The sequence below is a fragment of the Rhodococcus sp. NPDC003348 genome, from assembly GCF_053589375.1.
Genome location: NZ_JBSFRT010000032.1, coordinates 20,141 through 45,082 on the forward strand (window position 1 = coordinate 20,141; position 24,942 = coordinate 45,082).

Below are 24,942 nucleotides of genomic sequence, written 5' to 3' on the forward strand. Positions count from 1 at the left end.
CCATGCGCCTGAACGAGTCGAAGCGAACGCGGCCGCGGCAGGAGCCGGTCGCGCGTTCGTCCCGGTCGTGGGCGGACCTGGAGCGCGAGGCTGAGGAGCAGGAGGTATCGACCTCGCGGGCCAGAATCTGTCCGGCCTCGATCTGTCCGGCGACAACTTCTTCGAGGCGATCCTCTCCGAGACCGACCTGAGCAGCGTCAGGTTCCAGGGCGGCAACCTGGCCCGCGCCGACCTGTCCGAGTCCGATCTGTCGGACGCGGTCCTGGGGCAGAGGCGGTCTTGACGGGGGCCGACCTCGCCGGCGCGAACCTCACGGGGGTGGCGCTGACGGATGCAGTGCTCGACGGCATCTGTCACGACGACCGCACGCGCTGGCCCGAGGGCTTCGAGCCGCCGGAGAGCGCCGGGGACTGCTGAACTGTGAGTTGAACCACTCCGTGGGTTGCCGTAGACCTATTGCCGATATATCGTGGACGTGTCGATATGGACGCGGTCGAGGCGAACGTACGCCCCGTGGTCCGAATTACGAGAGGAACATCCAACATGGAGAACTTCCAGCGAGATTTCGATCGCCGAGGGCGTGGCAGGCGGCCGGGCCGCATCGGTCGCGACGCTCGACGCGACTTCGGGCCGTCTGCAGGTGGCGCCCCCGGTCCTGACGAATCGGGCTCCGGTGCAGCCGATTTCGGTCCCCGAGGAGACTTCGGTCCGCGTGGTGACTACGGTCCGCGAGGGGATTTCGGTCCCCGTGGTGACTACGGCCCCCGGGGCGACTACGGCCCGCGAGGGGATTTCGGTCCCCGCGGGGACTACGGCCCGCGAGGGCACTACGGTCCCGGCTTCCGGCGCGGAGCCCAGGACCCGGCAGGCGAGCGGGTCGGCCGCGGTCGAGGCCGCGGCGGCCGCGGTCGACGCGGCGACGTCCGGTCGGCGGTTCTGCTGCTGCTCGGGGAGGAGCCGATGCACGGTTACGAACTGATCCAGCGCATCGCCGAACGCAGCAACGGCGTGTGGAAGCCGAGCCCCGGTTCGATCTATCCGGCGCTCGCGCAGCTCGAGGACGAGGGTCTGGTGCTGATCGAGAAGGTCGCCGGCCGCAAGACCGCGCGCCTGACCGAGGCCGGGACGGCGTACGTCGAGGAGCACCGGGCCGACCTCGGCAACCCGTGGGATGAGGTTCGCGCGGCGGTGGGCAGGCCCGCCCAGGAGTTGCGGGCACTGCTCGGTCAGCTGACCAGCGCGGTCCGGCAGGTCGGCTCCGCCGGAACCGCCGAACAGGCCGCGGCCGCGGGCGAGGTGCTCGCCGAGGCGCGTCGCTCGATCTACCGCATCCTCGCGGAGGATCCGGCGTCCCACTCGGCCACCGCCGCCGAGCCCGACATCGCGGACTGAGCGCCTTTTGCTGTGAATCTCCTGGTAACTCGGCGATGATGGACGACACCATTTGGGTCGGGAGGGGAAACGCAATGTTCAGGAACGTGGTGGCGGCAGCGCTGACGTGTGTCGGTGCGCTGGGGGTGTGGCCCGCCGCGGCGGTGGCAGCGCCGGATCTCGGCAGCGTGGCGGGCTCGGCGGATCCGGGCAGCGTGGGTCCGCCGGTCGGGACCCCGTCGGTGTCACAGACTCCGACGGTGCCGGGCCCTGTGCAGACGACCCACGCCGCAGCCGCCGACTACGCCGACGCCCACCCCGGCAGTGTTCCGCCCGGAACCAACGACTTCGGGTGCCTGCCAACCGATCGCCACCCGAACCCGGTGATCCTCGCGCACGGCAGTGATTCGAACTCCTACTCCGACTGGGCCGCCATCGCCCCTCGGCTGAAGGCCGACGGCTACTGCGTGTTCGCCGTGAACTACGGCGGAGCTCCGGGCGCGGATACGTTCGGCACCGAGGACATGTACCTCAGCGCGGATCAGGTCGCCGAGTTCGTCCACCGCGTGCGCGGTGCGACCGGCGCCGAGAAGGTGGACCTCGTCGGCTTCTCCCAGGGCGCGACGGTGACTCGCTACTTCGTGAACAAGCTCGGCGGCGCGGCGGTCGTGGACCGGTGGGTCGGAGTGGCCTCACCCAGCTACGGGGGCATCTTCTACGGCCTCGTCCCCGTGGCGGACGCGGTCCCCGGAGGGCGCCAGGTGGTCAGCCTGTTCACCACCACGGCGGTCGAGCAGCAGGCGCAGGGCTCGGACTTTCTCGCCGGACTCAACGGCGGCAGCGACACGGTGCCCGGGGTGCGGTACACGACGATCGGCACCCGCTACGACGAGATGATCCAGCCGTACACCAACATCGCGCTGCGCGGTGCCGGCGCGACGAACATCCTGATCCAGGACATGTGCCCGCAGAACAAGACCGGCCACATGAACATGGTCTACGACGCGTTCACCGTCGGCCTCGTCCGGCAGGCACTCGACCCGGCGGCCGCCGCGCCGGCGTGCGTACCGGTACCGCTCGGCACCGGCATGATCGGCATGATCGGGCGCTGACCTCGTGGGGTTTCTCGGCGCGAGAGTGCGCGCAGGGCACCTCCTACCGTGCTCCGATACTGCTGAACGGCACCGTCAGTTGAATCGGAGTTCCATTGATCGCCGACAGTTCACCGCTCCACGCAGCCTGGTACAGGCTTTTCAGATCAGCTTTGTCGTCATCGGTCAACACACTCTGGCTGCCATAGTTCATGATGGTGAGTGGCTTGTGCTTCCCGAACAGTTCGCTGGGCCAGGCGGTCTCGCTGATGTTCGCGAAGAAGTGCCGTAGACCGAAGGTGTGACCTATTTCATGAACCAGGGTCTCCACTTGTTCGTTCGCACTCTGCGTGAACATTCGGGGATAGATCACCAGTTCGTGGCGGCCCGGGTCGGGAAAGAAGGCGCTCGCCAGGACACACCCGTTGACGCTGCATCGATCGGACTCCCTCACCACTATCTCGAAGTCCCAGGCGTCGTTTCCCTCGGTGAATTTGACCGGAGCTGCGTCACCCCACGCCAAGAGCGCTTTCCCGAACAGCTTCTTGACAGCCGTTCTGGCGGAATCCGGGTTCTCGAAGAGGAGCATGGATCGTTCCTGAAATCGCCACCGCAGGGTGACGTCTTTCGCCCAAAGTGGAATGAACCCCTCCGGCGCATTGATGATGAGTTCGGCCGGTGATCGGTTTCCCGGAGTCGGGAATCCTCGGGTATCGGTGTCGCAAATGGCGCCGGGCCCGTAGACATGGACCAGCGGTTCGGCCTCGCGGGCCGCATCATCGCGGTTTCGCGGCCGAAACGGATCGGTGTTCGGCTTGACTTGTGTCGAGTAACCACCACCGGTGGTCAAAGTCGCGGCCTCCGTCTTTCCTGACATCGTGGCCCCCTCCTCCTGGATCCTTGGGTGATCAGTAGGTGCTGAGAATGCGTGAACAACGGCGCTGTGTTCGCAGCCGTGACGCCTCGACCTCGCCGGCCGATCGGTCGAGGTGTTGGCAAGAACCGCCGCCGCGCAGCAGGCTCCGTGTCCACCCGTCCAGATTGATGTCCCCGGTGCGGGAACACACGAGTAGCCGACTACCCGACTTCGAGGTCAGCCATCCGCACTGGGAACTGCGTGTTCCTTCACCCGCTTGTCGCCCCGCTCGTCGTCAGTCGGTTCGGGATGGCCCGCGCGCATCCTTAGACTGTTCACGACACCGCATCGAGTTCCCCGGGAGCAGCCACGTGAGTATCCAGCCCGTTCGCCTCTTCGGCGATCCCGTCCTCCGGACCCGAGCGGACGAGGTGGTCACCTTCGACCGCGAGCTGGAGCAACTGGTGACGGACCTGTTCGACACGATGCGTGATCGCGGCGGCGTCGGGATCGCGGCCCCGCAGATCGGAGTGTTGCTGCGGGTGTTCGCCTACGACTGCGACGGCATGGTCGGGCACCTGGTCAACCCCACCTACCAGGTGCTCGGTGGCGAGGAGCACGTGCGGAGCGAGGGGTGCCTGTCCATTCCCGGTGTGCGCGGCGACGTCCGGCGGGCGATGGATGTCCGCGTCTCCGGCGTCGACCAGCACGGCGAGCCGGTGTCCTTCGAGTGCAGCGGGCTCATGGCGCGGTGCGTCCAGCACGAAACCGACCACCTCGACGGGGTGCTGTTCCCGTCCCGGATGGAACCCGAGGCGCGCAAGGTCGCGATGCGGACCATCCGCGAATCCGACTGGTTCCGTGCCGGTGTCACGGTCGGGGGCCGCTGACATGCGCATCGTCTTCGCGGGCACCCCGGAGCCCGCAGTCCCGTCCCTGGCCCGGCTGCTCGCCTCGCCGCGCCACGAGGTGGTCGCCGTGGTGACGCGCCCCGACGCCGTCGCCGGTCGCGGCCGCAAGGTCACCCGGTCACCCGTCGGCCTGCTCGCCGACGAGCACGGCATCGAAGTCCTCACCCCGGCCCGCGCGTCGGATCCCGACTTCCTGTCGCGGCTGCGTGAACTGGCGCCGGACTGCGCCCCCGTCGTCGCGTACGGCGCGCTGCTCCCGCGTCCGGTGCTCGACGTCCCGAAGTACGGCTGGGTGAACCTGCACTTCTCGCTGCTGCCCTCGTGGCGCGGCGCGGCTCCGGTGCAGGCGTCGATCGCGGCCGGTGACGACATGACCGGCGCCAGCGTCTTCCAGCTCGAGGAGGGCCTGGACACCGGGCCGGTGTTCGGGGTCGCCACCGAACGTATCCGGGACACCGACACCACCGGTGACCTGCTCGGCAGGCTCGCGGACAGCGGCGCCGTGCTGCTCGAGTCCGTCCTCGACGGCATCGAGGACGGTGCGCTGACCGCCGTGCCGCAGCCCGTCGACGGCGTCTCACACGCCCCGAAGGTCACCGTGGAGTCGGCGCGGATCCGCTGGGATGCCCCGGCGCAGGCGGTGGATCGCCTGGTCCGCTCCGTGACACCCGCGCCCGGCGCGTGGACGCAGGTGGGGGAGTTGCGGCTCAAGGTGGGCCCGGTGACCCCGGTCCCGGACGGCACACTGCCCGAGCCGCTGGAGGCCGGACAGTTCCTGGTTCGCAAGGACGGCTGCTACGTCGGGACCGCGACGACCGCGGTCCGGTTGAGCCAGGTTCAACCACAAGGAAAGAAGCTCATGGCGGCAGCAGATTGGGCGCGTGGAGCGCGCCTCGACCCCGAGGTGCGTGCACAGTGACCGAGTCCCGTCGTCCCTCCCGTGGCCATCGCGGCGGACCCCGTGCCGGGGCCGAATCCGGGCAGAAGCCCGGGTCCGGGAACCGGAACGCCAAGCGGCCCAACACTCGTCCGCGCCAGGCCAAGCGGCCCGACGGCGCCGGTGTCGATCGGCCCCGGCTCGCGGCGCGGGACGTGCTGCGCGCGGTCCGCGAACGCGACGCCTACGCCAACCTGGTCCTGCCCGCGCTGCTGCGCGAACGGGGCATCGACGGCCGGGACGCGGCGCTGGCCACCGAACTCACCTACGGCGCCTGCCGGGCCCAGGGTCTGCTCGACGCGGTGATCTCCGCCGGTGCCGGCCGGTCGGTCGACGAGATCGACGGCCCGCTGCTCGACGTGCTGCGCCTCGGTGCGTACCAGTTGCTGCGCACCCGGATCTCGGCGCACGCCGCCGTCGACACCTCGGTGGACCTGGTGCGCACCGAATTCGGTGGTGGCCGAGCCGGATTCGTCAACGCGGTGCTCCGTCGCGTCGCGGAGAAGTCCGAGGACGAGTGGGTGACCGCGCTCGCCCCCGACGCCGCGCGGGACCCGGTCGGGCATCTCGCGTTCCGGTACGCCCACCCGGTGTGGATCGCGCAGGCGTTCGCGGACGCGCTCGGCGCGGACGCCGCGGAACTCGAGCAGGTCCTCGCCGCCGACGACGCCCGCCCCGCCGTCCACCTGGTCGCGCGGCCAGGGGAGATCTCCGCCGAGGAGCTGGCGCTGATCACCGGCGGCGAGGTCGGCCCCTACTCGCCGTACGCGGTGCATCTCGACGGCGGCGACCCCGGCCTACTCGAGCCGGTCCGGGAGGGCCTGGCCGCCGTGCAGGACGAGGGCAGCCAGCTCGTGGCTCGCGCCCTCACCCTCGCGCCGGTCGTCGGTGCGGACGGCGGGCGATGGCTGGATCTGTGCGCCGGCCCCGGCGGCAAGGCCGCCCTGCTCGGTGCGCTCGCGGACATCGACGGTGCCCGCGTCGACGCCGTAGAACCCGCGCCGCACCGCGCCGACCTCGTCCGCAAGACCACCCGCGGGTTGCCGGTCGACGTGCACGTCGCCGACGGTCGCGATCCCGGCCTGACACCGGGATTCGACCGGATCCTCGTCGACGCCCCGTGCACCGGTCTCGGTGCGCTGCGGCGCAGGCCCGAGGCACGCTGGCGGCGCCGCCCCGAGGACGTCACCGGACTGGTCACCCTGCAGCGTGAGCTGCTGGCGTCGGCGATCAACTTGGTCCGGCCCGGCGGCGTGGTGCTGTACTCCACCTGTTCGCCGCACCTGTCGGAGACCGTCGCGGTGGTCGCCGACGCGGTCCGCAGGCACGGGGTGACGCAGCTGGACACCCGCGACTTCGTCCCGGACGTCCCCGGACTCGGCGCCGGCCCCGGTGTGCAGCTGTGGCCGCACCGGCACGGCACCGACGCGATGTTCATGGCGGCGCTGCGCAAGCCGGAGTGACAGCGGGCGCTGGCCCGCGTGGCGAGGAGCGCCGTCACGGGGCAGACTCGGCGCCATGAGTGCATTCTCGCGAGCGGCGGCGTTCGCCAACAGGCTGGTCGTGCCTGCCCTTTCCCTTCCGGTCGTCGGGCGGATGCTCGGGCGGGGGATCGTCGTCGTCGGCTACACCGGGCGTCGGTCGGGTTCGAGGGTCGAGCTTCCCGTCTCCTACCGGCGCGAGGGAGACGAGCTGCTGATCCGGGTCGCGATGCCCGACCAGAAGTCGTGGTGGCGCAACTTCACCGGAGACGGTGGGCAGATCGAGGTGCAACTGCCCGAGGGGACGCGAACCGGGCACGCCGTGAGCAGCCGGGACGCGGCCGGGGCGGTCACGGTCGCCGTCGATCTCGATCCGGATCGGGCCGAATCCGAGCGAGGACGCCGGTAGTCCGGTGCCGGGTCGGCGCCGTCAGGCGGGGGCCGACATCGTGTCGCCGTCGGCGCGGCGGGACGGTTCGATGTCGCGCCGTTTGACGAGGAGGACGGCGGCGATGAGCGGGTACGCCAGGATCGGTGCGAAGGACCCCGCGTAGCCCTGCTGATCCACCAGCACGGCGGTGCCGCTGAGCAGCGCGAAGTCGAACAATCCGTGCAGAACGGAGTTGAGGACGTTGCTTCCGGAGACTCGGCGCGTGAGGTAGAAGAAGTACCCCGCGAGGCTGACCAGGATCGCTTGCGGGAGCGCGGACGCGCCGTGACCGAAGACGTTCGACAGGTGGACCGCACCGAAGATGACGCTGGACCACAGTGCGACCTGACCTTCGCGGAGTCCGTGGTTCCGCAGCACCGTCACGCCGATGCCGCGGAACATGCCCTCCTCGCCCCAGCCGACGAACTGGGTGACGACGAGCAGGGTGACGACGAACAGCCAGCCCTTCTCCGCGAGCGCGCCGTAGTCGATTCCGAGCAGGATCGCCACGACGAGGACTACGGGCACGAACCACACCCAGCGGTTGACGGGGCGGTCGTCGGTGATGGCCGGACGCCACCATCCCAGAGCCGCGATGACACCGTAGGTGAACGCCAGGGCGAGTCCGAGGGGGATGAGCATGGTGAAGACCACCCCGCGGATGGTCAGGGTGTCGTCCTCGTCGGCCCAGCCGGCGATCAGGTGCCCGCCGAACTGGATGATCGCCAGGTACACGACCACGATCACGGCGAAGGCCAGGTAGGAGAGGTTCCGTCCGGTGATGCGGGGCGACGCCTCGTGCTTCGGGGTGTCCACGACGCCAGACTAGGGGCGTGTCGGGCGATTGCGCGCACACCGCGCCCCGTGTCGGCTTCGGTGTCGGGTCGTCGCCTAGGCCGACGACCCGACGGCTGGCGGGGTCGCTACCGTGACCGGTCCACGGTGCTGCGTGCGCCGCGTCGCAGCCCGGTCGCCGTCAGCGCCGCCACGACCGCCGCGAGCGCGGCGAAGCCCGCCGTGAGGGTTGCGGCCGCCGCGACGCCGGCCACCAGCAGCGGGCCGCCGGCGTCGCCGAGTTCGCGTCCGAGCTCCGCGGCGCCCATCGTCTGGCCGATGCGTTCCGGCGGGGTCGACGACGCGAGCGCGGCGAACCCGAGCGGTGTGATCACCCCGGTGCCCACACCGATCCCGACCGCGGCGAGCAGCACCCCGGCCAGGCCGGGGACCATCGCGAATGCCAGACCCACGGCGGTGATCACCATTCCGGTGGTCATCCCCGCCGAGGCCGAGAAGCGTCCGGCGTCGAGGGCACGCCCGACGCGGGGCTGCACGACCGCCGCGGTGGCGGCGAGCACCGAAACCGCGGCACCCGTGGCGACGGGGCCGAGTCCGGCGGCGGCGCCGGACACCGGCAGGAAGCCGACGCCCACCGAGAGGGCGGCGGTTGCCGCGGCGAGTGCGGTCGTCGGTCCGAGGAACGTCCGGTCGCTCAGACGGCGCGCCAACCCGAGCAGCGTCTGGCGCGGCTTGGGCAGCGGCGGCACCGTCGGGACCGCGAGCGTCGCCCACACCGCGGTCGCGGCGGCGATGACGGTGAGCACGACGAACAGTGCGGGCAGCCCGCCGAGCCAGACGATCACACCGCCGAGCAGAGGGCCGAGGGTGTAACCGAGGCTCTTGTAGAAGCCGTAGCTCCCGAACGCGCGGCCGTGCGACGCGCTCGGATTCAGCCGCGCGACCAGCGCGCCTGCGGCGGGGGAGAACGCCGACGCGGCCGCACCCTGCCCCAGTCGCGTGACCCACAGCCAGGCGGTGTCGTCGGCGGCCACGAACACCGCCGAACACACCGCGAACGCGATCAGGCCGCCGATCATCACCGGCCGTGCCCCGATCCGGTCCGCGAGCGTGCCGAACACCGGCTTGAGCACGACTTCGGCGCCGTCGTACAGGGCCAGCAGCAGGCCCAGGTACAGCAGCGACGTGTGCAGGTCGCTGCCCTCCGACCCGAGGCTGGCTGCCACCGAGTGCGCTCCGAACGCGGTGGTGAACCCCGCCGCGTACAGCGGCCACAGCTGCGACCGCGTCGCGGCCGTCTGCGGTGCGTTCATGCCCGCGCCTCGTCCCCGTCGGTGGTCGCCGAATCGGCGCCGTGGAGCGCCTCGAACACGCGCTCGGTGTAGTCCTGGAGTCGCTCGGTGCACACCCGCAGTCGTTCGGTGGCGGTGGCGGCGCTCGGTGCGCCGAACACGTCCCTGGCCTTGATGTCGCGATGCCAGCGGCGCAGGCGGTCGAGGCTCTGCTCCTCCTCGTCGAGCTCGGCGAGCGTGAACTTGGCCGTGCGGATCTCCTTGTCCAGCTCCGCTTCGTACTTCCCGCAGTCGGCCAGGAACTCCGACCAGTCGTCCTCGCGTGCCGCGGTGAACATCGCCTCGAATCGGTCGCCGTCGTCGTCCGTGACACCCGAGGCCCGCAGCATCACGGTCTCGCCGCCGGCCCGATCGGTGAGTTCCCGCGCCCGCGTGAGTCCGGGCGCGAACACCGGCACGTCGGGCACCGCCCAGACGCCCTGCCCCAGGGACAGGGCGCCGACCTTGCGTAGTTCACGCCACACCGCGACACGGTGCCGCGACGGCTGTGCCGCCAGCTTCACCATCAGCACCATCCATCGCGACCGCGACGTTTCGGATTCCATCACACAGGGAAAAGTAGCAGGCGTTACATCTTCTTCTGTGTCGAGTCCTGCTCGCGCGGATCGCGGTGACGCAGGGAGCCGCGCGTCTGCGCCGGTGGACGACCGGGCGCGGCGACGTGGATCCGGGCGATGCGATGGCCGTCGAGCTCGCTCACGGTCAGCCGGTGGCCCGCAACGGTCACCTCGTCGCCCACCCGGGGGAGGCGCTGCAACCGGTGCAGCAGGAAGCCGCCCGCCGTGTCGTACGGTCCGGGCGGCAGGCGGATGCCGGTGCTCTTCTCGAAGTCGGCGACGACGAGCAGGCCGTCGACGGTGTGGCTGTGCTGCCCGGCGGCGTCGGGGACGGCGGGCGATGTGCGGTCGAACTCGTCACCGATCTCGCCGACGACCTCCTCGACGATGTCCTCGAGCGTCGCGATGCCCGCGGCGCCTCCGTACTCGTCGATGACGAGGACCATCTGCTCGTGGTCCCGGCGCATCTCGGCGAGTGCGGCCAGCGCCCGCTTGCTGCCGGGGAACTGGAGCAGCGGCCGGCACAGGTCGGCGACGATGGACCCGCGGCCGGGATCGGCGCGCAGCAGGTCGCGGACGTGGACGAAGCCGACGACGTCGTCGAGCGAACCGCCGACGACGACCGGAAACCGGCTGTGTCCGAGTGTGATCGCCTGTTCGCGGGCGTCGTCGACCGTGGTGTCCGCCTCCAGGCAGTCGACGTCCGTGCGCGGCCGCATCACCTCGGTGAGGGAACGTTCGCCGGCGTCGAACACCTCCGACAGCACGCGGCGTTGTTCCTCGGGCAGTGCGCGGTGGCCGGTGACGAGTTCGCGCAATTCCTCGGGTGTGACGTCCTCCGACTTGCGGGCCGGGTCGCCGCCGAGCATCCGGACAAGGAGGTCGGTCGTGCCGGACAGCAGCCAGATGACCGGTCGCACCAGGGTGGCGAACCGATCCAGGGGCGGCCCGGTGGCGAGTGCGACACCAGTCGATCGTTGCAGCGCAATGCGTTTCGGCACCAGCTCGCCCAGGACCAGCGACAGGTACGCGACCACCAGCGTGGTTCCGATCAGGGCCGCCGCATCGGCCGCCTCGCCCGGCAGACCCCAGTCCCGCAGGGTGGGTGCGAGATCGGGGGCGATCGTGGAGGCTCCGTACGCCGCCGAGAAGAACCCGGCCACGGTGACGCCGATCTGCACCGCGGACAGGAACCGGTTGGGATTGCGGGCGAGACGGGCGGTCCGGGCACCGCGGCGGCCGCGCCGGGACAACGCCTGGAGCTGGCTCTCTCGCATCGACACCAGCGCGATCTCCGTCGCCGCGAACACGCCGCCGATCAGTACGAAAGCCAGTACGAGGGCGACGTTGAGTGCGGTGCCCGCGTTCACGAGATCCACCCGGTGGGAATCGGGCGGCCGGGTCTGTCGTGGCCGTCCATGCCTTTCACCTCACACCCCGGCCGACCATCCCGGGTATGTGGTCAGTCTAGGCAGGCGCGGCGGCCCACGACAGGTCCGTGGCGGCGGGCGACCCGAGGGCCGTTCCTGCCGCCACGGGCCGGGTCAGGTCGCGACGCCGTTGGTCGGCAGCAGGCGGGCGAGGACGTCGGCGAGGGTGATCAGGCCGACCAGCCGATCGTCCTCGCCGCGCACCACGGCGATGTGGCTGCGGGTCTCGCGCATCGTGGCCAGCGCCTCGTACACCGGCGTCCGGACGTCGAGTGCCAGCACCGGCCGCATCAGGTCGCGGGCGCGGAGGCCGGCCGGCGCCCGCACGCTGTCCCGCACGTGCAGCACGCCCTCGATGGCGTCGGCGCCGCGGACCAGCAGCCGCAGGTGCCCGCTGCGGTCGGCGACGGCACGGATCTCCTCGACCGTGGCATCCCCGTCGACGCTGCTCGGGTCCGCGTTCGGGCGGACGATGTCGCCGACGGTGAGCGACTCCAGCTCGAGTGCGCTGGTGAGGTGACCGTGGTACCGCTCGTCGAGCGTGCCGACCGTCGCGGAGTGCTCGACCAGGTGCCGCAGCGCCTCCGGGTCCTGTCCGGACCCGACCTGGTCGACCGGCTCGACGCCGACCTTCTCCAGCAGCCGGTTCGCCATCCGGTTGAGCCACGTCAGCAGGGGCCGGGTGAGCCACATGAACCCGCGCATCGGGATCGCCAGGATCGTCGCGGACCTCTCCGGGTGTGCGATGGCCCACGACTTCGGTGCCATCTCGCCGACCACCAGGTGCAGGAAGGTCACGATGAGCAGGGCCAGGACGAAGCCTGCGACGTCGGCCAGCCACGCGGGTGCGCCCCAGTCGGCGAAGAGCGGGGTGAGCCAGTGGTGCACGGCGGGTTTGGTCACCGCACCGAGGGCCAGGGTGCACACGGTGATGCCGAGCTGCGACCCGGCGAGCAGCACCGACAGCTCGGAGGCGCTGCGCAGCGCCGCCCGTGCCGACCGGCTCGTCGGGGCCGCGTCCTCGAGCCGGTGCCTGCGGGCCGCGATGAGCGCGAACTCGACCGCGACGAAGAACGCGCTCGCCGCGATCAGGGTGACGGTGACCGCCAGGACGATCCACGGATTGCTCATCGGCTCGGCTCCTCTCCGTCGGTGCGGACGGTCACGAACAGTGACGACGGCACGTGCTTCTCCACGGCCCGCACCTCGACGTGCAGTGACGTCGGCGGGGGCGGTTCGTCGGCGACCAGATCGGCCGGGTCGACGGGCAGTCGGATGCTCAGCGTGTCCCCGGCCCGGGGGAGCCCGCCGAACTCGGCGATGACGAGACCGGCGAGGGTCTCGTAGTCGTCGTCCTCCGGCAGATGTTCGTCGAGGATGCGCGCGACCTCGTCGACGTGGACCCCGCCCGGGATCAGCCAGCCGCCGTCGACGGCCTCGACCGCGTTGGCCTCGCGGGCCGGGTCGTGCTCGTCGGAGATCTCCCCGACCAGTTCCTCGGCCATGTCCTCGACGGTGACCACGCCGGCGAACCCGCCGTACTCGTCGATGACGAGCGCCATCTCGTCCCTCGCGGTGGTGAGCTGCGTGAGCACGTCCGGCAACGGCAGCGTGGTGGGCACGATCACCGCCGGCCGAATGTGGGCCTCGGCGGTGCCGTCTGGTTCCGGTCCGAGCAGGTCGTGCAGGTGGATCACGCCGAGCAGGTCGTCGCTGGAGGATCCGATCACCGGGTAGCGGGTGTGACCCGAACCCATCCGGGCGAGCACGGTCTCGATCGGGTCGTCGGCGCGGACGGTGTCCACCCGGGCCCGCGGGATCATCGCGTGTTCGGCGGTGCGGGTGGGGAAGTCGAGGACGCGGTCGAGCAACGCCGACAACTCTCTCGGCAACTCTCCCGTGTCCCGGGACTCGGCAACGATGTGCTCGAGATCGCGCGGGGTCGCCGAATGTTCCACATCGTGGACCGGTTCGATCCGCAGGGCCCGCAGCAGCAGGTTCGACGACTGGTCGAACAGCCGGATCAGCCAGCCGAACAGCTTGAGGTAGATCGTCGTCGACAACGCCAGGCGTCCGGCGACGGGTTCCGGGCGGGCGATCGCGAGGTTCTTCGGGAACAGTTCACCGAAGAGCATCTGCACGATCGTGGAGAACAGCACCGCCAGGACGGCGCCGACCGTGACACTCACCGCGGTGGGGATGCCGATCCCGCCGAGCGCGTCGCCGAGTCCGCGCCCGATGAGTGGCTCGGCGACGTAACCGACGAGCAGTCCGGTGACGGTGATGCCCAGTTGGGCGCCGGACAGCATGAACGAGGTGCGGCGGGTGACGGCAAGGGCGCGGGTGGCGGTGGCGTCGCCGGCTTCGGCGCGGGCCTTGAGCCGCGACCGGTCCACGGCCATGAACGCGAATTCCTGAGCGACGAAGTAGCCGGTCAGGGCGGTGATCAGCAGGACGACCACGATGCCGAGGAGGATGCTCAGGGCGGTCAGCACGGGCTCACCGCCGCAGTGGGGGCGGCACCGTGATCAGTGCGGGGCGGGACGGGTCTTCGGTATTTGCGCGACGCGCGTCTCATGAACTCTCTCTGAAGGGGTGGCGACAAGGGCGCACCCGAGAATAGGGCAAATCGCCCAAATTGCCGGCGCCGGGGACGGGGCGGCCCGGTCAGGGCACGGCGGCCCGCACCGCGCCCGGGTGGATCGCGCGTCGGCTCAACAGCGCTGCGGCGAGGAAGCACAGGGCGCCGAGGAAGGTGCCCAGGTTCGCCCAGAACGAGCTGACGAGGTCATCGGTCGCGGGAAGCGTGTACGCGCCGACGGCAGAGAAGGCGAAGAACACGGATCCGAGCATGTTGAGCCAGGTGCCGTGCCACGTCCGGGCCCGCGTGTCCCAGAGTGTGTGGCGATCCCTGGTGGCGACGACCGCGAGGCCGCTGGCGACCAGGAAGCAGATCGAGCCGACGGCGTCGGGTCGCCAGCCGTCGGACAGGCGTGTCTCGGTGTCGACGGCCGTGATCAGGGCGTCCGTCGTGCTCACGTTGAAGCAGAGCGTGCCGCCGAACTGGACGGCCGCCGCCCACCAGTCGGCCCGGTCCGCCGGGTTCGTGTGGCGCCGGGGCGCCCGTCTGCCGCTGAGGGCGAGCTGGATCAGGGCGGCGACGGTGAAGAAGACGGCGCCGACGAAGAACGTGAGGTTGGTGAGGACGGGGCCGACCGCCTCGGCGTACTGCGGCACCGCCCCGACCGCGAACAGGACCGATCCGATGGCGAATCCCCACGCCTCACGCCGCAGGCGGACGATGCGATCGGGCGTCACCGGTCGAGCGTAGCCGCGAGGGGCCCGCCGCGCGCGGTTCCCGTTCGTCCAAGCCTGCCGGGTCGCGGTGGCGCACACTCGATTCCATGCACACCTGGGACGACGTGGTGGCCCTCGCGAGCCGGCTGCCGGAGGTCGAGGAATCCACCTGGTACCGCACGCCCGCGCTGAAGGTGGCGGGGAAGGGCTTCGCGCGGCTGAGGTCGGAGGCGGAGGGCGGACTGGTCCTGATGTGCGGACTCGACGAGAAGGAGGCGCTGCTGGCCTCCGGTGATCCGGCGTACTTCACCACCGCGCATTACGACGGACACGGCGCGATCCTGGTCGATCTCGACATCGTCGACCGCGATCGATTGGTGGAGCTACTCGCCGAATCGTGGCGCCTGAAGGCCCCGAAGCGCTTGCGCGCCAGCCGCGGCGAGGACGATCCGGGCACCCACTAAACTCGCAGGTGTGGCTCACCCGATGATCGCTCCGTCCATCCTGTCCGCCGATTTCGCTCGACTCGCCGACGAGGCCGCCGCCGTGGCCGGCTCCGACTGGCTGCACGTCGACGTGATGGACGCGCACTTCGTGCCCAACCTGACGCTTGGACTGCCGGTCGTGCAGTCGCTGCTCAAGGCCACCGACATTCCGCTCGACTGCCACCTGATGATCGAGAACCCGGGCCGCTGGGCGCCGCCGTACGCGGAGGCCGGCGCGCACAACGTCACGTTCCACGCCGAGGCCACCGACGACCCGATCGCCGTGGCCCGCGACATCCGCGCCGCGGGCGCGAAGGCCGGCCTGTCGGTCAAGCCGGGCACCCCGATCGAGCCGTACCTGGAGATCCTCAAGGAGTTCGACACGCTGCTGGTGATGAGCGTCGAGCCCGGCTTCGGCGGCCAGTCGTTCATCCCGGAGGTGCTGAGCAAGGCGCGCGCGGTGCGCAGGCTGGTCGACTCCGGTGAGCTCACGCTGATCGTCGAGATCGACGGCGGCATCAACACGGACACCGTCGAGGCCGCCGCCGAGGCGGGTGTCGACTGCTTCGTCGCAGGCTCCGCCGTCTACGGCGCCGCCGACCCGGGCGAGGCGGTCCGGAAGCTGCGCGCGCAGGCGGCGTCGGTGTCGCCGCACCTGACCCTGGCAGTGTGACGTGCCGGATTCGGCGCAAGAGCTGACCGCGTTGGAGGTGGCGGTCGACGCCTCCGAACGGGTGCGCGGGACCACCAGCCCGAATCCGCCGGTCGGTGCTGTGATTCTCGACGCCGACGGTGCGATCGCCGGGGTCGGTGCGACCAGTCCGGTCGGCGGGCCGCACGCCGAGGTGATGGCATTGCGCGCCGCCGGTCCCCGCGCCCGCGGCGGCACCGCGGTCGTCACCCTCGAGCCGTGCAACCACGTCGGTCGCACCGGACCGTGCGCGGACGCGCTGCTCGAGGCCGGGATCGCCCGCGTCGTCTACGCCGTCGCCGACCCGAACCCGCAGGCCTCCGGTGGCGCGGCCACCCTGCGTGCCGCCGGTGTCGACGTGGCCGGGGGAATCGGGGCCGAACTCGTCGCGTCCGGGCCGCTGCGCGCGTGGCTGCACCGGCAGCGCACCGGGCGGGCCCACGTCACCTGGAAGTTCGCGGCCACCCTCGACGGCCGCAGCGCCGCCGCCGACGGAACCAGTCAGTGGATAACCGGGCCGGTCGCCCGTGCCCGCGTGCACGCCGACCGTGCGAAGCTCGACGCGATCGTCGTCGGCACCGGCACCGTCCTCGCCGACGACCCGTGGCTGACCGCCCGGGAACCGGACGGCACCCTCGCGGCGCGGCAACCGCTCCGGGTCGTCGTGGGCGAACGCGAGATCCCGCACTCGGCCCGGATCCTCGACGACGCCGCCGAAACGCTGGTGCTGCGCACCCGCGACCCGCACGAGGTGCTCGCCGCGCTCACCGACCGGCCGGACGTACTGCTGGAGGGCGGTCCGCGACTGGCCGGGGCGTTCCTGGCCGCCGGGCTCGTCGACCGCGTTCAGGCATTCCTCTCACCGGTACTGCTCGGTGCGGGCGCCGCGGCCGTGGAGGATGCTGGGGTCGGCACCATCGCGCAGGCGTTGCGGTTCGAACGCGAGTCGGTCGAGACCCTCGGACCCGACTTGCTGCTGACCCTGCGCCCCGAACGGCCCGACAGACCCGAACGGCCCGACGGCCCCGAACGTCCCTGACGATCCCGGCTTCCCACAATCGAAGACGCGTCACCCACCACACGAGGAGATACAGAGACTGTGTTCACCGGCATCGTCGAAGAACTGGGCGAGATCGTCGCCAAGGAGGACCTGGCCGACGCGGCCCGCTTCACGGTCCGTGGCCCACTGGTGACCTCCGACGCCGGCCACGGTGACTCGATCGCGGTCAACGGCGTCTGCCTGACCGTCGTCGACGTCGTCGACGGCGACTCCTTCACCGCCGACGTGATGGCCGAGACGCTCAACCGGTCGAGCCTCGGCGCCCTGGTCGTCGGCAGCAAGGTGAACCTCGAGCGTGCGGCCGCGCTGAACAGCCGGCTTGGCGGCCACCTGGTGCAGGGGCACGTCGACGGCACCGGATCGATCGTCAGCCGCGCGCCGTCCGAGAACTGGGAGGTCGTGCGGATCTCGCTGCCTGCCTCGATCTCGCGGTACGTGGTGGAGAAGGGCTCGATCACCGTCGACGGCGTCTCGCTGACGGTGTCCGCGCTCGGCGGCGACGCGGATCGGGAGTGGTTCGAGATCTCGCTGATCCCGACCACGCTCGCGCTGACGGTCCTCGGGACCGCCACGCCGGGCACGCTGGTGAACCTCGAGGTCGACGTGATCGCCAAGTACGTCGAGCGGCTGCAGAACGCCGGCCGTTAGGGCCTGGTGGGTACCGCCCGGTAGGCCTGGTGGGTACCGCCCGGTAGGACACGGTGACGGCCTCACACGGAGGGGGCCGTACTGTTGAGGTGCACCTCAAGGGTGCACGACGCATTCGAGAATGATGGAGCGCAGGACGTGACCAGGTTCGACAGTATCGAGCGCGCAGTCGCCGATATCGCGGCAGGCAAGGCGGTCGTCGTGGTCGACGACGAGGACCGCGAGAACGAGGGCGACCTCATCTTCGCCGCCGAGAAGGCGACACCCGAACTGGTGGCCTTCATGGTCCGCTACACCTCCGGGTACCTCTGTGTTCCGCTGGACGGCGAGGACTGCGACCGGCTCGGGCTGCCCCCGATGTACTCGTCCAACCAGGACAAGCACGGCACCGCGTACACCGTCACGGTCGACGCGAAGGAAGGCATCGGCACCGGCATCTCGGCGTCCGACCGGGCCGCCACGATGCGACTGCTCGCCGACCCGAACTCCGGCGCGGGCGACTTCACCCGCCCCGGCCACGTCGTGCCGCTGCGCGCCAAGGAGGGCGGCGTGCTGCGCCGGCCCGGCCACACCGAGGCCGCCGTCGACCTGGCCCGGATGGCGGACCTGCGCCCGGCCGGCGTGATCTGCGAGATCGTCAGCCAGAAGGACGAGGGCCACATGGCCCAGACCGACGAGCTGCGCGTCTTCGCCGACGACCACAACCTCGCGTTGATCTCCATCGCGGACCTGATCGCGTGGCGCCGCAAGCACGAGAAGCACGTCGTGCGGATCGCCGAGGCGCGGATCCCCACCCCGCACGGCGAGTTCAAGGCTGTCGGCTACCAGAGCATCTACGACGAGGTCGAGCACGTGGCCCTGGTCAAGGGCGACCTCGCCGGCCCCGACGGGGACGGCGGCGACGTACTCGTCCGGGTTCACTCCGAGTGCCTGACCGGTGACGTGTTCGGTTCGCTGCGCTGCGACTGCGGCCCGCAGCTCGACGCCGCGCTCGAGATGGTCGCGGCCGAGGGGCGGGGCGTGGTGCTGTACATGCGCGGGCACGAGGGCCGCGGCATCGGCCTCATGCACAAGCTGCAGGCGTACCAGCTGCAGGACGCCGGCTCCGACACCGTCGACGCCAACCTCGAGCTCGGACTGCCCGCCGACGCCCGTGACTACGGCATCGGTGCGCAGATCCTCGTCGACCTCGGCATCACGTCGATGCGGCTGCTGACCAACAATCCGGCCAAGCGCGTCGGCCTGGACGGCTACGGGCTGCAGATCCTCGAGCGGGTGCCGATGCCGCTGCGCGCCAACGCCGAGAACCTGACCTACCTGCGCACCAAGCGGGACCGGATGGGCCACGACCTGGCCGGCCTCGACGAGTTCGAGCAGGGCGGCGCGCTGTGAGCGGACAGGGACTGCCCGACCTGCAGCTGGGCCAGGCGAAGGACCTCACGCTCGCAATCGTCGCCGGCTCGTGGCACCCCGAGATCTCGGAGGCGCTGATCGCCGGGGCGAAGCGGGTGGCGAAGCAGGCGCAGATCGAGGACGTCACCCTGGTCCGGGTGGCCGGCGCGATCGAACTCCCCGTCGTCGCGCAGCAGCTGGCCCGCACCCACGACGCCGTGGTGGCGCTGGGTGTCGTGATCCGCGGCGGCACACCGCACTTCGAGTACGTGTGCGACGCCGTGACCTACGGACTGACCCGGATCGCGCTCGACGAGGGAACCCCCGTCGCGAACGGGGTGCTGACCACGGACAACGAGCAGCAGGCCCGGGACCGGTCCGGGCTGCCCGGCTCCGTGGAGGACAAGGGTGGGCAGGCGTGCGCCGCGGCGATCGACACCGCGGTCACCCTCAAGAACCTGCGCGAGCGAGCGGGGAACTGAGTGGCCACCTGGGACCTCGACGTCCGCTGCCGCAAGTCGGCCAGAGCGGCGATGATCGTGGCCGCCGCCTGCGTGGTCCTGTTCGTCGTGCTCGGCATCTTCCTCCGCAGTTCCGCGACCGGGGTGTACTTCCGGCTGATCGACCAGTTGGCGATGGTCGGCATCGGCGTCCTGCTTGCGGGCCTGGTTCTGCTGCTCGCCCGGCCGCGGCTGCGTGCGAACGCGGACGGTGTCCTGGTCCGCAACGCGTTCGGCGAGCGCCGGGTGGACTGGGACCTGGTGCAGGGCCTGTCGTTCCCTGACGGGGCCGCCTGGGCGCGGATCGAGCTGCCCGACGACGAGTACATCCCGGTGATGGCGATCCAGGCCAACGACCGCGAGCACGCAGTCTCCGCCGTCCGGTCGTTCCGGACGCTGGCCGCGAGGTACGCACCCGACGACCGGGGCTGACCCCGACGTGCGCCGCGGACTCGCCGGTCCGCGGCGCGTCGGAGCATCCGACTAACCTGGATTCGTGCCCGATCCCGCCACCTATCGCCCCGCCACCGGAACCATTCCGACGCAGCCGGGCGTGTACAAGTTCCGCGATCCCCACGGCCGGGTCATCTACGTCGGCAAGGCGAAGAGCCTGCGGAGCCGGCTGAACTCGTATTTCGCGGACGTCGCCTCGCTGCATCCGCGGACCCGGCAGATGGTCACCACGGCGGGCAGCGTCGAATGGACGGTGGTCGGCACCGAGGTCGAGGCGCTGCAACTCGAGTACAACTGGATCAAGGAGTTCGACCCCCGGTTCAACGTCCGCTACCGCGACGACAAGACCTACCCGGTGCTCGCGGTGACGCTGAACGAGGAGTACCCGCGGCTGTTCGTCTACCGTGGCCCGCGCCGCAAGGACGTCCGCTACTTCGGTCCGTACTCGCACGCCTGGGCGATCCGCGAAACACTCGACCTGCTGTTGCGGGTGTTCCCGGCGCGCACCTGCTCGGCGGGAGTGTTCAAGCGGCACAACCAGATCGGCCGCCCCTGCCTGCTCGGCTACATCGACAAGTGTTCCGCGCCGTGCGTCGGGCGGGTCAGCGCCGCCGAGCACCGGCGCATCGTCGAGGACTTCTGCGACTTCCTCGCCGGGCGCACCGACAAACTGGTCCGTGAACTCGAGCACCGCATGCAGCGTGCCTCCGACGACCTGGACTTCGAGAGCGCGGCCCGGCTCCGCGACGACCTCGGGGCGCTGCGCAAGGCGCTGGAGAAGCAGGCCGTGGTGCTCGGCGACGGCACCGACGCCGACGTCGTCGCGTTCGCCGCCGACGACCTCGAGGTCTCCGTGCAGGTGTTCCACGTGCGCGGCGGCCGGGTCCGCGGACAGCGCGGCTGGGTCGTCGAACTCACCGGCGACAGCGACGACAACGCGGACGGCGGGTTGGGGGACCTCGTCGAACAGTTCGTCACCCAGTTCTACGGCGAACAGGCCGCGCTCGCCGACCCGCCCGGACTGCAGGCCGACAAGGTGACCGTCGTGCCGCGGGAGGTGCTGGTGCCGGTGCTGCCCGCCGACGTGGACAAGTTGCAGGAGTGGCTCAGCGGGCTCCGCGGGTCCGCGGTGTCGCTGCGGGTCCCGCAACGCGGCGACAAGAAGACCCTCGCCGAGACCGTCGAACGCAACGCGAAAGAGGCTCTCGCGCAACACAAGCTCAAGCGGGCGGGTGACCTGACGTCGCGCTCGGCGGCCTTGCAGGGCATCCAGGAGGCGCTCGACCTGGACGAGGCGCCGTTGCGCATCGAGTGCATCGACATCAGCCACGTGCAGGGCACCGACGTGGTCGCCTCCCTCGTCGTCTTCGAGGACGGCCTGCCGCGCAAGTCCGACTACCGGCACTACTCGATCAGGGAGGCCGCCGGGGACGGTCACTCCGACGACGTCGCCTCCATCGCGGAGGTGACCCGGCGGCGGTTCCTGCGGCACGCGCAGGACACGGCGGCGGTGCCGCCCGTGGACACGGCGGCGGTGCCGCCGACCAACACGGCGGCGGCACTCGATCAGGACGGCGGGGACCTCGCGCCGGCCGCGGCGCTGGACCCGCAGACGGGCCGGCCGCGGCGGTTCGCGTACCCGCCGAACCTGTTCGTCGTCGACGGCGGCAAGCCACAGGTCACCGCGGCTGCGGCGGTCCTCGACGACCTCGGCATCACCGATGTCGCGGTCGTCGGCCTCGCGAAGCGTCTCGAGGAGGTGTGGGTACCGGGGGAGGAGGACCCGGTGATCCTGCCGCGCACCAGCGAGGCGCTGTTCCTGCTGCAGCGGGTCCGGGACGAGGCGCACCGATTCGCGATCACCTTCCATCGCAGCAAGCGCTCGCGCCGGATGACCGCGTCCGCGCTCGATTCGGTGAAGGGTCTCGGCGAGACCCGCCGCACCGCGCTCGTCACCCACTTCGGTTCCGTCGCGAAGCTCAAGGAGGCGACGGTCGAGGAGATCACCGCCGTTCCCGGAGTCGGGATCACCACCGCCAGGGCGGTACTCGCGGCGCTCGGCGGGGACGCTCCGGCGGAAAACTCGGGCGGCACTGCGGTGAAGATCATCGGTGACACCGCTGACACCACGGCGGAGGAAACCGACGATTCGGTCCGCGTGGGGGATGATGATCCGCGATCGATGATTACCGAATCGAGAACCGCCGAGTCGAGAAGGGCAGGAGTCGAGTGACCGAGAACGCCCGCGAACAGCTGGACATCGACGTGGCCCTGGTGACCGGACTGTCCGGTGCGGGCCTGAGCACGGCCGCGAAGGTGCTCGAGGACATGGGCTGGTACGTCGCGGACAACCTGCCCCCCGAGCTGATCACGCGGATGGTCGACCTCGGGCTGTCCCCGACCTCGCGGATCCCGAAACTCGCGGTGGTCATCGACGTGCGCAGCCGGCGCTTCACCGGCGAACTGGCGACGGTCGTCAAGGAGGTCGCCGAGAAGGCGACCCGCACCCGGGTGCTGTTCCTAGAGGCCAGCGACGCCGTGCTGGTGCGCCGATTCGAGCACAACCGGCGCAGCCATCCGCTGCAGAGCGAGGGCAGCGACGGGACGCTGATCGAGGGCATCGCCGCCGAGCGGGCTCGGCTGGCGCCCGTGCGGGCCGATGCCGACCTGGTCATCGACACGTCGTCGCTTTCTGCGCACGAGCTGCGACACCGGGTGGAGGCCGCGTTCGGCGGCGGGAACGCCGCGTCCATCGCGGTGACCGTGCAGTCGTTCGGATTCAAGTACGGGCTGCCCATGGACGCGGACCTGGTCTGCGACGTACGGTTCCTGCCCAACCCGCACTGGATCCCCGCATTGCGCGAACACACCGGCCGCGAGGACTCCGTGCGTGACTACGTCCTCGGCCAGGAGGGCGCGCAGGACTATCTCGACACCTACCATCACGTCGTCGAATTGACGACGAACGGATACCGCCGGGAGGGCAAGCGCTACATGACGATCGCGGTCGGATGCACCGGCGGCAAACACCGCAGTGTCGCGATGACCGAGGCCCTCGCGGCCCGGCTCGCGGCGGACACGGGCATCACGGTGAAGGTCGTGCACCGCGATTTGGGGCGCGAATGACGGTGCCGGAACGGGACGGGCGGGGTCCGTCGATCGTCGCGCTCGGCGGCGGGCACGGACTGTACGCGACGCTCAGCGCGGCACGGCGGCTCAGTGACGACGTGACCGCGGTGGTCACGGTCGCCGACGACGGCGGCTCGTCGGGCAGGTTGCGTTCCGAACTCGGCGTCATCCCGCCGGGTGATCTGCGGATGGCTCTCGCCGCCCTCGCCGCCGACGAACCCGACGTGCAGACCTGGACGTCGACGCTGCAGCACCGTTTCGGCGGCACCGGCGCGCTGGCCGGTCACTCCGTCGGCAACCTGATCCTGGCAGGCCTCACCGAGGTGCTCGGCGACACCGTCAGCGCGCTCGACGAGATGGCCCGGGTGCTGCGGATCCGCGGCCGGGTCCTGCCGATGTCGCCGATCCCGCTCGCCATCGAGGCGGACGTGGTGGGGCTGGAGGCCGATCCGCGGGTGTGCCGGACCATTCGCGGGCAGGTCGCGGTCGCGACGACGCCCGGTCAGGTGCGTCGGGTCCGGCTCGTGCCGCCCGATCCTCCGGCCACCGCCGACGCGCTCGCCGCGATCGGGCGGGCGGATCTGGTGCTGCTCGGGCCCGGCTCGTGGTTCACCAGTGTCATCCCGCACGTGGTGGTGCCCGAACTGGCGGCAGCGCTGCGGGAGACGAGCGCGCGTAAGGCGCTGATCCTCAACCTCGCACCGGAACCGGGGGAGACCGCGGGCTTCTCCGCCGAACGGCACCTGCACGTCCTCGCGCAACACGCGCCGGACCTGCGGGTCGACGACGTCCTCGTCGATGCGGAATCGGTCCCGGCCGGACGCGAACGCGAACATCTGTGCCGCGCGGCCGGGCGCCTCGGCGCCACCGTCGGCTATGCCGATGTCGCGCGACCCGGAACCGCCACACATCACCCGGGCAAACTCGCCGCCGCGCTCGACGACATCGCCTCGGCGGCGCTCGCGCGGGGGGATCGGCACGGCTGTGCGGCCGGAGACACCGACGACCGCGAAGCGGAATCGACACATACGGGAAGGGAGCCCAGTTCGTGGCAATGACAGCAGAGGTCAAGGACGAGCTGAGTCGGCTCGTGGTGACCCAGGTGTCCGCACGCAAGGCGGAGGTGTCGTCGTTGCTGCGGTTCGCAGGCGGACTGCACATTGTCGCCGGTCGGGTCGTCGTCGAGGCCGAGGTGGACCTCGGCTCGACGGCCCGCCGACTGCGGGGCGAGATCCACGACCTCTACGGCTACGGCGCCGAGGTGCACGTGCTCGGCGCGGGTGGACTGCGCAAGAGCGCCCGGTACATCGTGCGGGTGAACAAGGACGGGGAGGCCCTCGCGCGTCAGACCGGGCTGCTGGACATGCGCGGCAGGCCGGTGCGCGGGCTGCCGGCCCAGGTCGTCGGCGGCAGCATCGTCGACTCCGAGGCCGCCTGGCGGGGGGCGTTCCTCGCCCACGGTTCGCTGACCGAACCGGGCCGCTCGTCGGCGCTGGAGATCAGCTGCCCGGGTCCGGAGGCCGCCCTCGCGCTGGTCGGTGCGGCGCGGCGCCTCGGGGTGTCGGCGAAGGCACGCGAGGTGCGTGGCGCTGACCGCGTAGTGGTTCGGGACGGGGACGCGATCGGCGCGCTGCTCACCCGGATGGGTGCCCAGGACACGCGGTTGACCTGGGAGGAACGGCGGATGCGCCGGGAGGTGCGCGCCACCGCGAACCGGCTCGCCAATTTCGACGACGCCAACCTGCGCCGGTCGGCGCGGGCCGCGGTCGCGGCCGCGGCCCGGGTCGAGCGGGCGCTCGACATCCTCGGCGAGGACGTGCCGGACCACCTCGCCGCGGCGGGCAGCCTGCGGGTGCAGCACCGCCAGGCATCGCTCGAGGAACTGGGCCAGCTGGCCGACCCGCCGATGACGAAGGACGCGGTTGCCGGGCGGATCCGCCGGCTGCTGTCGATGGCGGACCGGAAGGCCAAGGAGACCGGCGTCCCGGACACCGAGTCCGCGGTCACCGCGGACCTGCTCGACGAGGCATAGTCGTCACGGAAGCTGGTGCCGCGCACCACCGCGAAGCGCCCGCG

27 protein-coding genes are annotated in these 24,942 nt (G+C 71.0%); 19 read left to right on the forward strand and 8 right to left on the reverse strand.

Features of this window, described 5'->3' with window-relative positions:
* Window positions 1-106: 106 nt before the first annotated feature.
* The 4 genes from ACWDU4_RS19905 to ACWDU4_RS19920 all read left to right on the forward strand — a co-directional run bounded on the left by ACWDU4_RS19905 (window position 107) and on the right by ACWDU4_RS19920 (window position 2,483).
* The gene (locus ACWDU4_RS19905) at window positions 107-283 is read left to right on the forward strand and encodes a pentapeptide repeat-containing protein (RefSeq protein ID WP_450115692.1); all 177 of its coding nucleotides are present in this window, start codon (window positions 107-109) and stop codon (window positions 281-283) included.
* The gene (locus tag ACWDU4_RS19910) at window positions 280-417 is read left to right on the forward strand and encodes a pentapeptide repeat-containing protein (RefSeq protein WP_450115643.1); all 138 of its coding nucleotides are present in this window, start codon (window positions 280-282) and stop codon (window positions 415-417) included. The genes ACWDU4_RS19905 and ACWDU4_RS19910 overlap by 4 nt, the downstream gene beginning before the upstream one ends.
* A gap of 126 nt (window positions 418-543) precedes the next feature.
* Window positions 544-1,392, forward strand: coding sequence for a helix-turn-helix transcriptional regulator (locus ACWDU4_RS19915; RefSeq protein WP_450115644.1), 849 nt, complete (start codon window positions 544-546; stop codon window positions 1,390-1,392).
* A 74-nt stretch (window positions 1,393-1,466) separates the two neighbouring features.
* Window positions 1,467-2,483: an esterase/lipase family protein gene (locus ACWDU4_RS19920; RefSeq protein ID WP_450115645.1), complete on the forward strand. Its 1,017-nt coding sequence runs from the start codon at window positions 1,467-1,469 to the stop codon at window positions 2,481-2,483.
* Between the two features lie 43 nt (window positions 2,484-2,526).
* Here the strand turns inward: ACWDU4_RS19920 and ACWDU4_RS19925 are convergent, their stop codons facing one another.
* Window positions 2,527-3,339, reverse strand: coding sequence for a matrixin family metalloprotease (locus ACWDU4_RS19925; protein ID WP_450115646.1), 813 nt, complete (start codon window positions 3,337-3,339; stop codon window positions 2,527-2,529).
* A 350-nt stretch (window positions 3,340-3,689) separates the two neighbouring features.
* On the opposite strand from ACWDU4_RS19925, the gene def reads away from it, so the two are divergent.
* From def to ACWDU4_RS19945, 4 genes are read left to right on the forward strand one after another with little or no spacing between them, the layout of a single operon-like run.
* Window positions 3,690-4,208, forward strand: coding sequence for a peptide deformylase (gene def, locus ACWDU4_RS19930; protein WP_450115647.1), 519 nt, complete (start codon window positions 3,690-3,692; stop codon window positions 4,206-4,208).
* A 1-nt stretch (window position 4,209) separates the two neighbouring features.
* Window positions 4,210-5,148 (forward strand): methionyl-tRNA formyltransferase, encoded by a 939-nt coding sequence (gene fmt / locus ACWDU4_RS19935; protein WP_450115648.1) that lies wholly within the window; start codon window positions 4,210-4,212, stop codon window positions 5,146-5,148.
* A complete protein-coding gene (locus ACWDU4_RS19940) occupies window positions 5,145-6,629 on the forward strand; it encodes an RsmB/NOP family class I SAM-dependent RNA methyltransferase (protein WP_450115649.1) in 1,485 nt (494 codons plus the stop codon). The genes fmt and ACWDU4_RS19940 overlap by 4 nt, the downstream gene beginning before the upstream one ends.
* Window positions 6,630-6,684: 55 nt before the next feature.
* The gene (locus ACWDU4_RS19945; protein ID WP_450115650.1) at window positions 6,685-7,056 is read left to right on the forward strand and encodes a hypothetical protein; all 372 of its coding nucleotides are present in this window, start codon (window positions 6,685-6,687) and stop codon (window positions 7,054-7,056) included.
* A 21-nt stretch (window positions 7,057-7,077) separates the two neighbouring features.
* Here ACWDU4_RS19945 and ACWDU4_RS19950 read toward each other — a convergent pair whose 3' ends face one another.
* The 7 genes from ACWDU4_RS19950 to ACWDU4_RS19980 form a co-directional block, all read right to left on the reverse strand.
* Window positions 7,078-7,893, reverse strand: a complete 816-nt coding sequence (locus tag ACWDU4_RS19950; RefSeq protein ID WP_450115651.1) for a CPBP family intramembrane glutamic endopeptidase — start codon at window positions 7,891-7,893, stop codon at window positions 7,078-7,080.
* 107 nt (window positions 7,894-8,000) lie between these two features.
* Complete coding sequence (locus tag ACWDU4_RS19955) at window positions 8,001-9,185, reverse strand: MFS transporter (protein ID WP_450115652.1); 1,185 nt, start codon at window positions 9,183-9,185, stop codon at window positions 8,001-8,003.
* On the reverse strand, window positions 9,182-9,769 hold the full coding sequence (locus ACWDU4_RS19960) for a Chromate resistance protein ChrB (RefSeq protein WP_450115693.1): 588 nt from the start codon (window positions 9,767-9,769) through the stop codon (window positions 9,182-9,184). The genes ACWDU4_RS19955 and ACWDU4_RS19960 overlap by 4 nt, the downstream gene beginning before the upstream one ends.
* 23 nt (window positions 9,770-9,792) lie before the next feature.
* Window positions 9,793-11,151, reverse strand: coding sequence for a hemolysin family protein (locus tag ACWDU4_RS19965; RefSeq protein WP_450115653.1), 1,359 nt, complete (start codon window positions 11,149-11,151; stop codon window positions 9,793-9,795).
* 174 nt (window positions 11,152-11,325) lie between these two features.
* Window positions 11,326-12,342, reverse strand: a complete 1,017-nt coding sequence (locus ACWDU4_RS19970; RefSeq protein WP_450115654.1) for a hemolysin family protein — start codon at window positions 12,340-12,342, stop codon at window positions 11,326-11,328.
* Entirely contained in the window at window positions 12,339-13,706 is a 1,368-nt protein-coding gene (locus ACWDU4_RS19975; protein WP_450115655.1) for a hemolysin family protein, read from the reverse strand. Before ACWDU4_RS19975 ends, ACWDU4_RS19970 begins: the two co-directional genes overlap by 4 nt.
* A 172-nt stretch (window positions 13,707-13,878) precedes the next feature.
* Window positions 13,879-14,529, reverse strand: a complete 651-nt coding sequence (locus ACWDU4_RS19980) for a hypothetical protein (RefSeq protein ID WP_450115656.1) — start codon at window positions 14,527-14,529, stop codon at window positions 13,879-13,881.
* Between the two features lie 86 nt (window positions 14,530-14,615).
* Between ACWDU4_RS19980 and ACWDU4_RS19985 the strand changes: the two genes are divergently transcribed.
* The 11 genes from ACWDU4_RS19985 (at window position 14,616) to whiA (ending at window position 24,898) form a co-directional block, all read left to right on the forward strand.
* Entirely contained in the window at window positions 14,616-14,972 is a 357-nt protein-coding gene (locus ACWDU4_RS19985) for an MmcQ/YjbR family DNA-binding protein (RefSeq protein WP_450115657.1), read from the forward strand.
* A gap of 10 nt (window positions 14,973-14,982) precedes the next feature.
* A complete protein-coding gene (gene rpe, locus ACWDU4_RS19990; RefSeq protein WP_450115658.1) occupies window positions 14,983-15,666 on the forward strand; it encodes a ribulose-phosphate 3-epimerase in 684 nt (227 codons plus the stop codon).
* Window position 15,667: 1 nt separating this feature from the next.
* Window positions 15,668-16,723, forward strand: a complete 1,056-nt coding sequence (gene ribD / locus ACWDU4_RS19995) for a bifunctional diaminohydroxyphosphoribosylaminopyrimidine deaminase/5-amino-6-(5-phosphoribosylamino)uracil reductase RibD (RefSeq protein WP_450115659.1) — start codon at window positions 15,668-15,670, stop codon at window positions 16,721-16,723.
* 60 nt (window positions 16,724-16,783) lie between these two features.
* On the forward strand, window positions 16,784-17,392 hold the full coding sequence (locus ACWDU4_RS20000) for a riboflavin synthase (protein WP_450115660.1): 609 nt from the start codon (window positions 16,784-16,786) through the stop codon (window positions 17,390-17,392).
* Window positions 17,393-17,530: 138 nt separating this feature from the next.
* Window positions 17,531-18,784, forward strand: coding sequence for a bifunctional 3,4-dihydroxy-2-butanone-4-phosphate synthase/GTP cyclohydrolase II (locus ACWDU4_RS20005; protein ID WP_450115661.1), 1,254 nt, complete (start codon window positions 17,531-17,533; stop codon window positions 18,782-18,784).
* Window positions 18,781-19,266: a 6,7-dimethyl-8-ribityllumazine synthase gene (gene ribH, locus ACWDU4_RS20010; RefSeq protein WP_450115662.1), complete on the forward strand. Its 486-nt coding sequence runs from the start codon at window positions 18,781-18,783 to the stop codon at window positions 19,264-19,266. Before ACWDU4_RS20005 ends, ribH begins: the two co-directional genes overlap by 4 nt.
* Before the next feature lie 51 nt (window positions 19,267-19,317).
* On the forward strand, window positions 19,318-19,716 hold the full coding sequence (locus ACWDU4_RS20015; protein ID WP_450115694.1) for a PH domain-containing protein: 399 nt from the start codon (window positions 19,318-19,320) through the stop codon (window positions 19,714-19,716).
* Between the two features lie 64 nt (window positions 19,717-19,780).
* Window positions 19,781-21,970: an excinuclease ABC subunit UvrC gene (gene uvrC, locus ACWDU4_RS20020; RefSeq protein ID WP_450115663.1), complete on the forward strand. Its 2,190-nt coding sequence runs from the start codon at window positions 19,781-19,783 to the stop codon at window positions 21,968-21,970.
* Window positions 21,967-22,863: an RNase adapter RapZ gene (rapZ, locus tag ACWDU4_RS20025; protein WP_450115664.1), complete on the forward strand. Its 897-nt coding sequence runs from the start codon at window positions 21,967-21,969 to the stop codon at window positions 22,861-22,863. The genes uvrC and rapZ overlap by 4 nt, the downstream gene beginning before the upstream one ends.
* Window positions 22,860-23,924 carry a gluconeogenesis factor YvcK family protein gene (locus ACWDU4_RS20030; protein ID WP_450115665.1) on the forward strand — a complete coding sequence of 355 codons (1,065 nt, stop codon included), beginning with the start codon at window positions 22,860-22,862 and terminating at the stop codon, window positions 23,922-23,924. Before rapZ ends, ACWDU4_RS20030 begins: the two co-directional genes overlap by 4 nt.
* Complete coding sequence (gene whiA, locus ACWDU4_RS20035) at window positions 23,915-24,898, forward strand: DNA-binding protein WhiA (protein ID WP_450115666.1); 984 nt, start codon at window positions 23,915-23,917, stop codon at window positions 24,896-24,898. The genes ACWDU4_RS20030 and whiA overlap by 10 nt, the downstream gene beginning before the upstream one ends.
* Window positions 24,899-24,942: the final 44 nt, after the last annotated feature.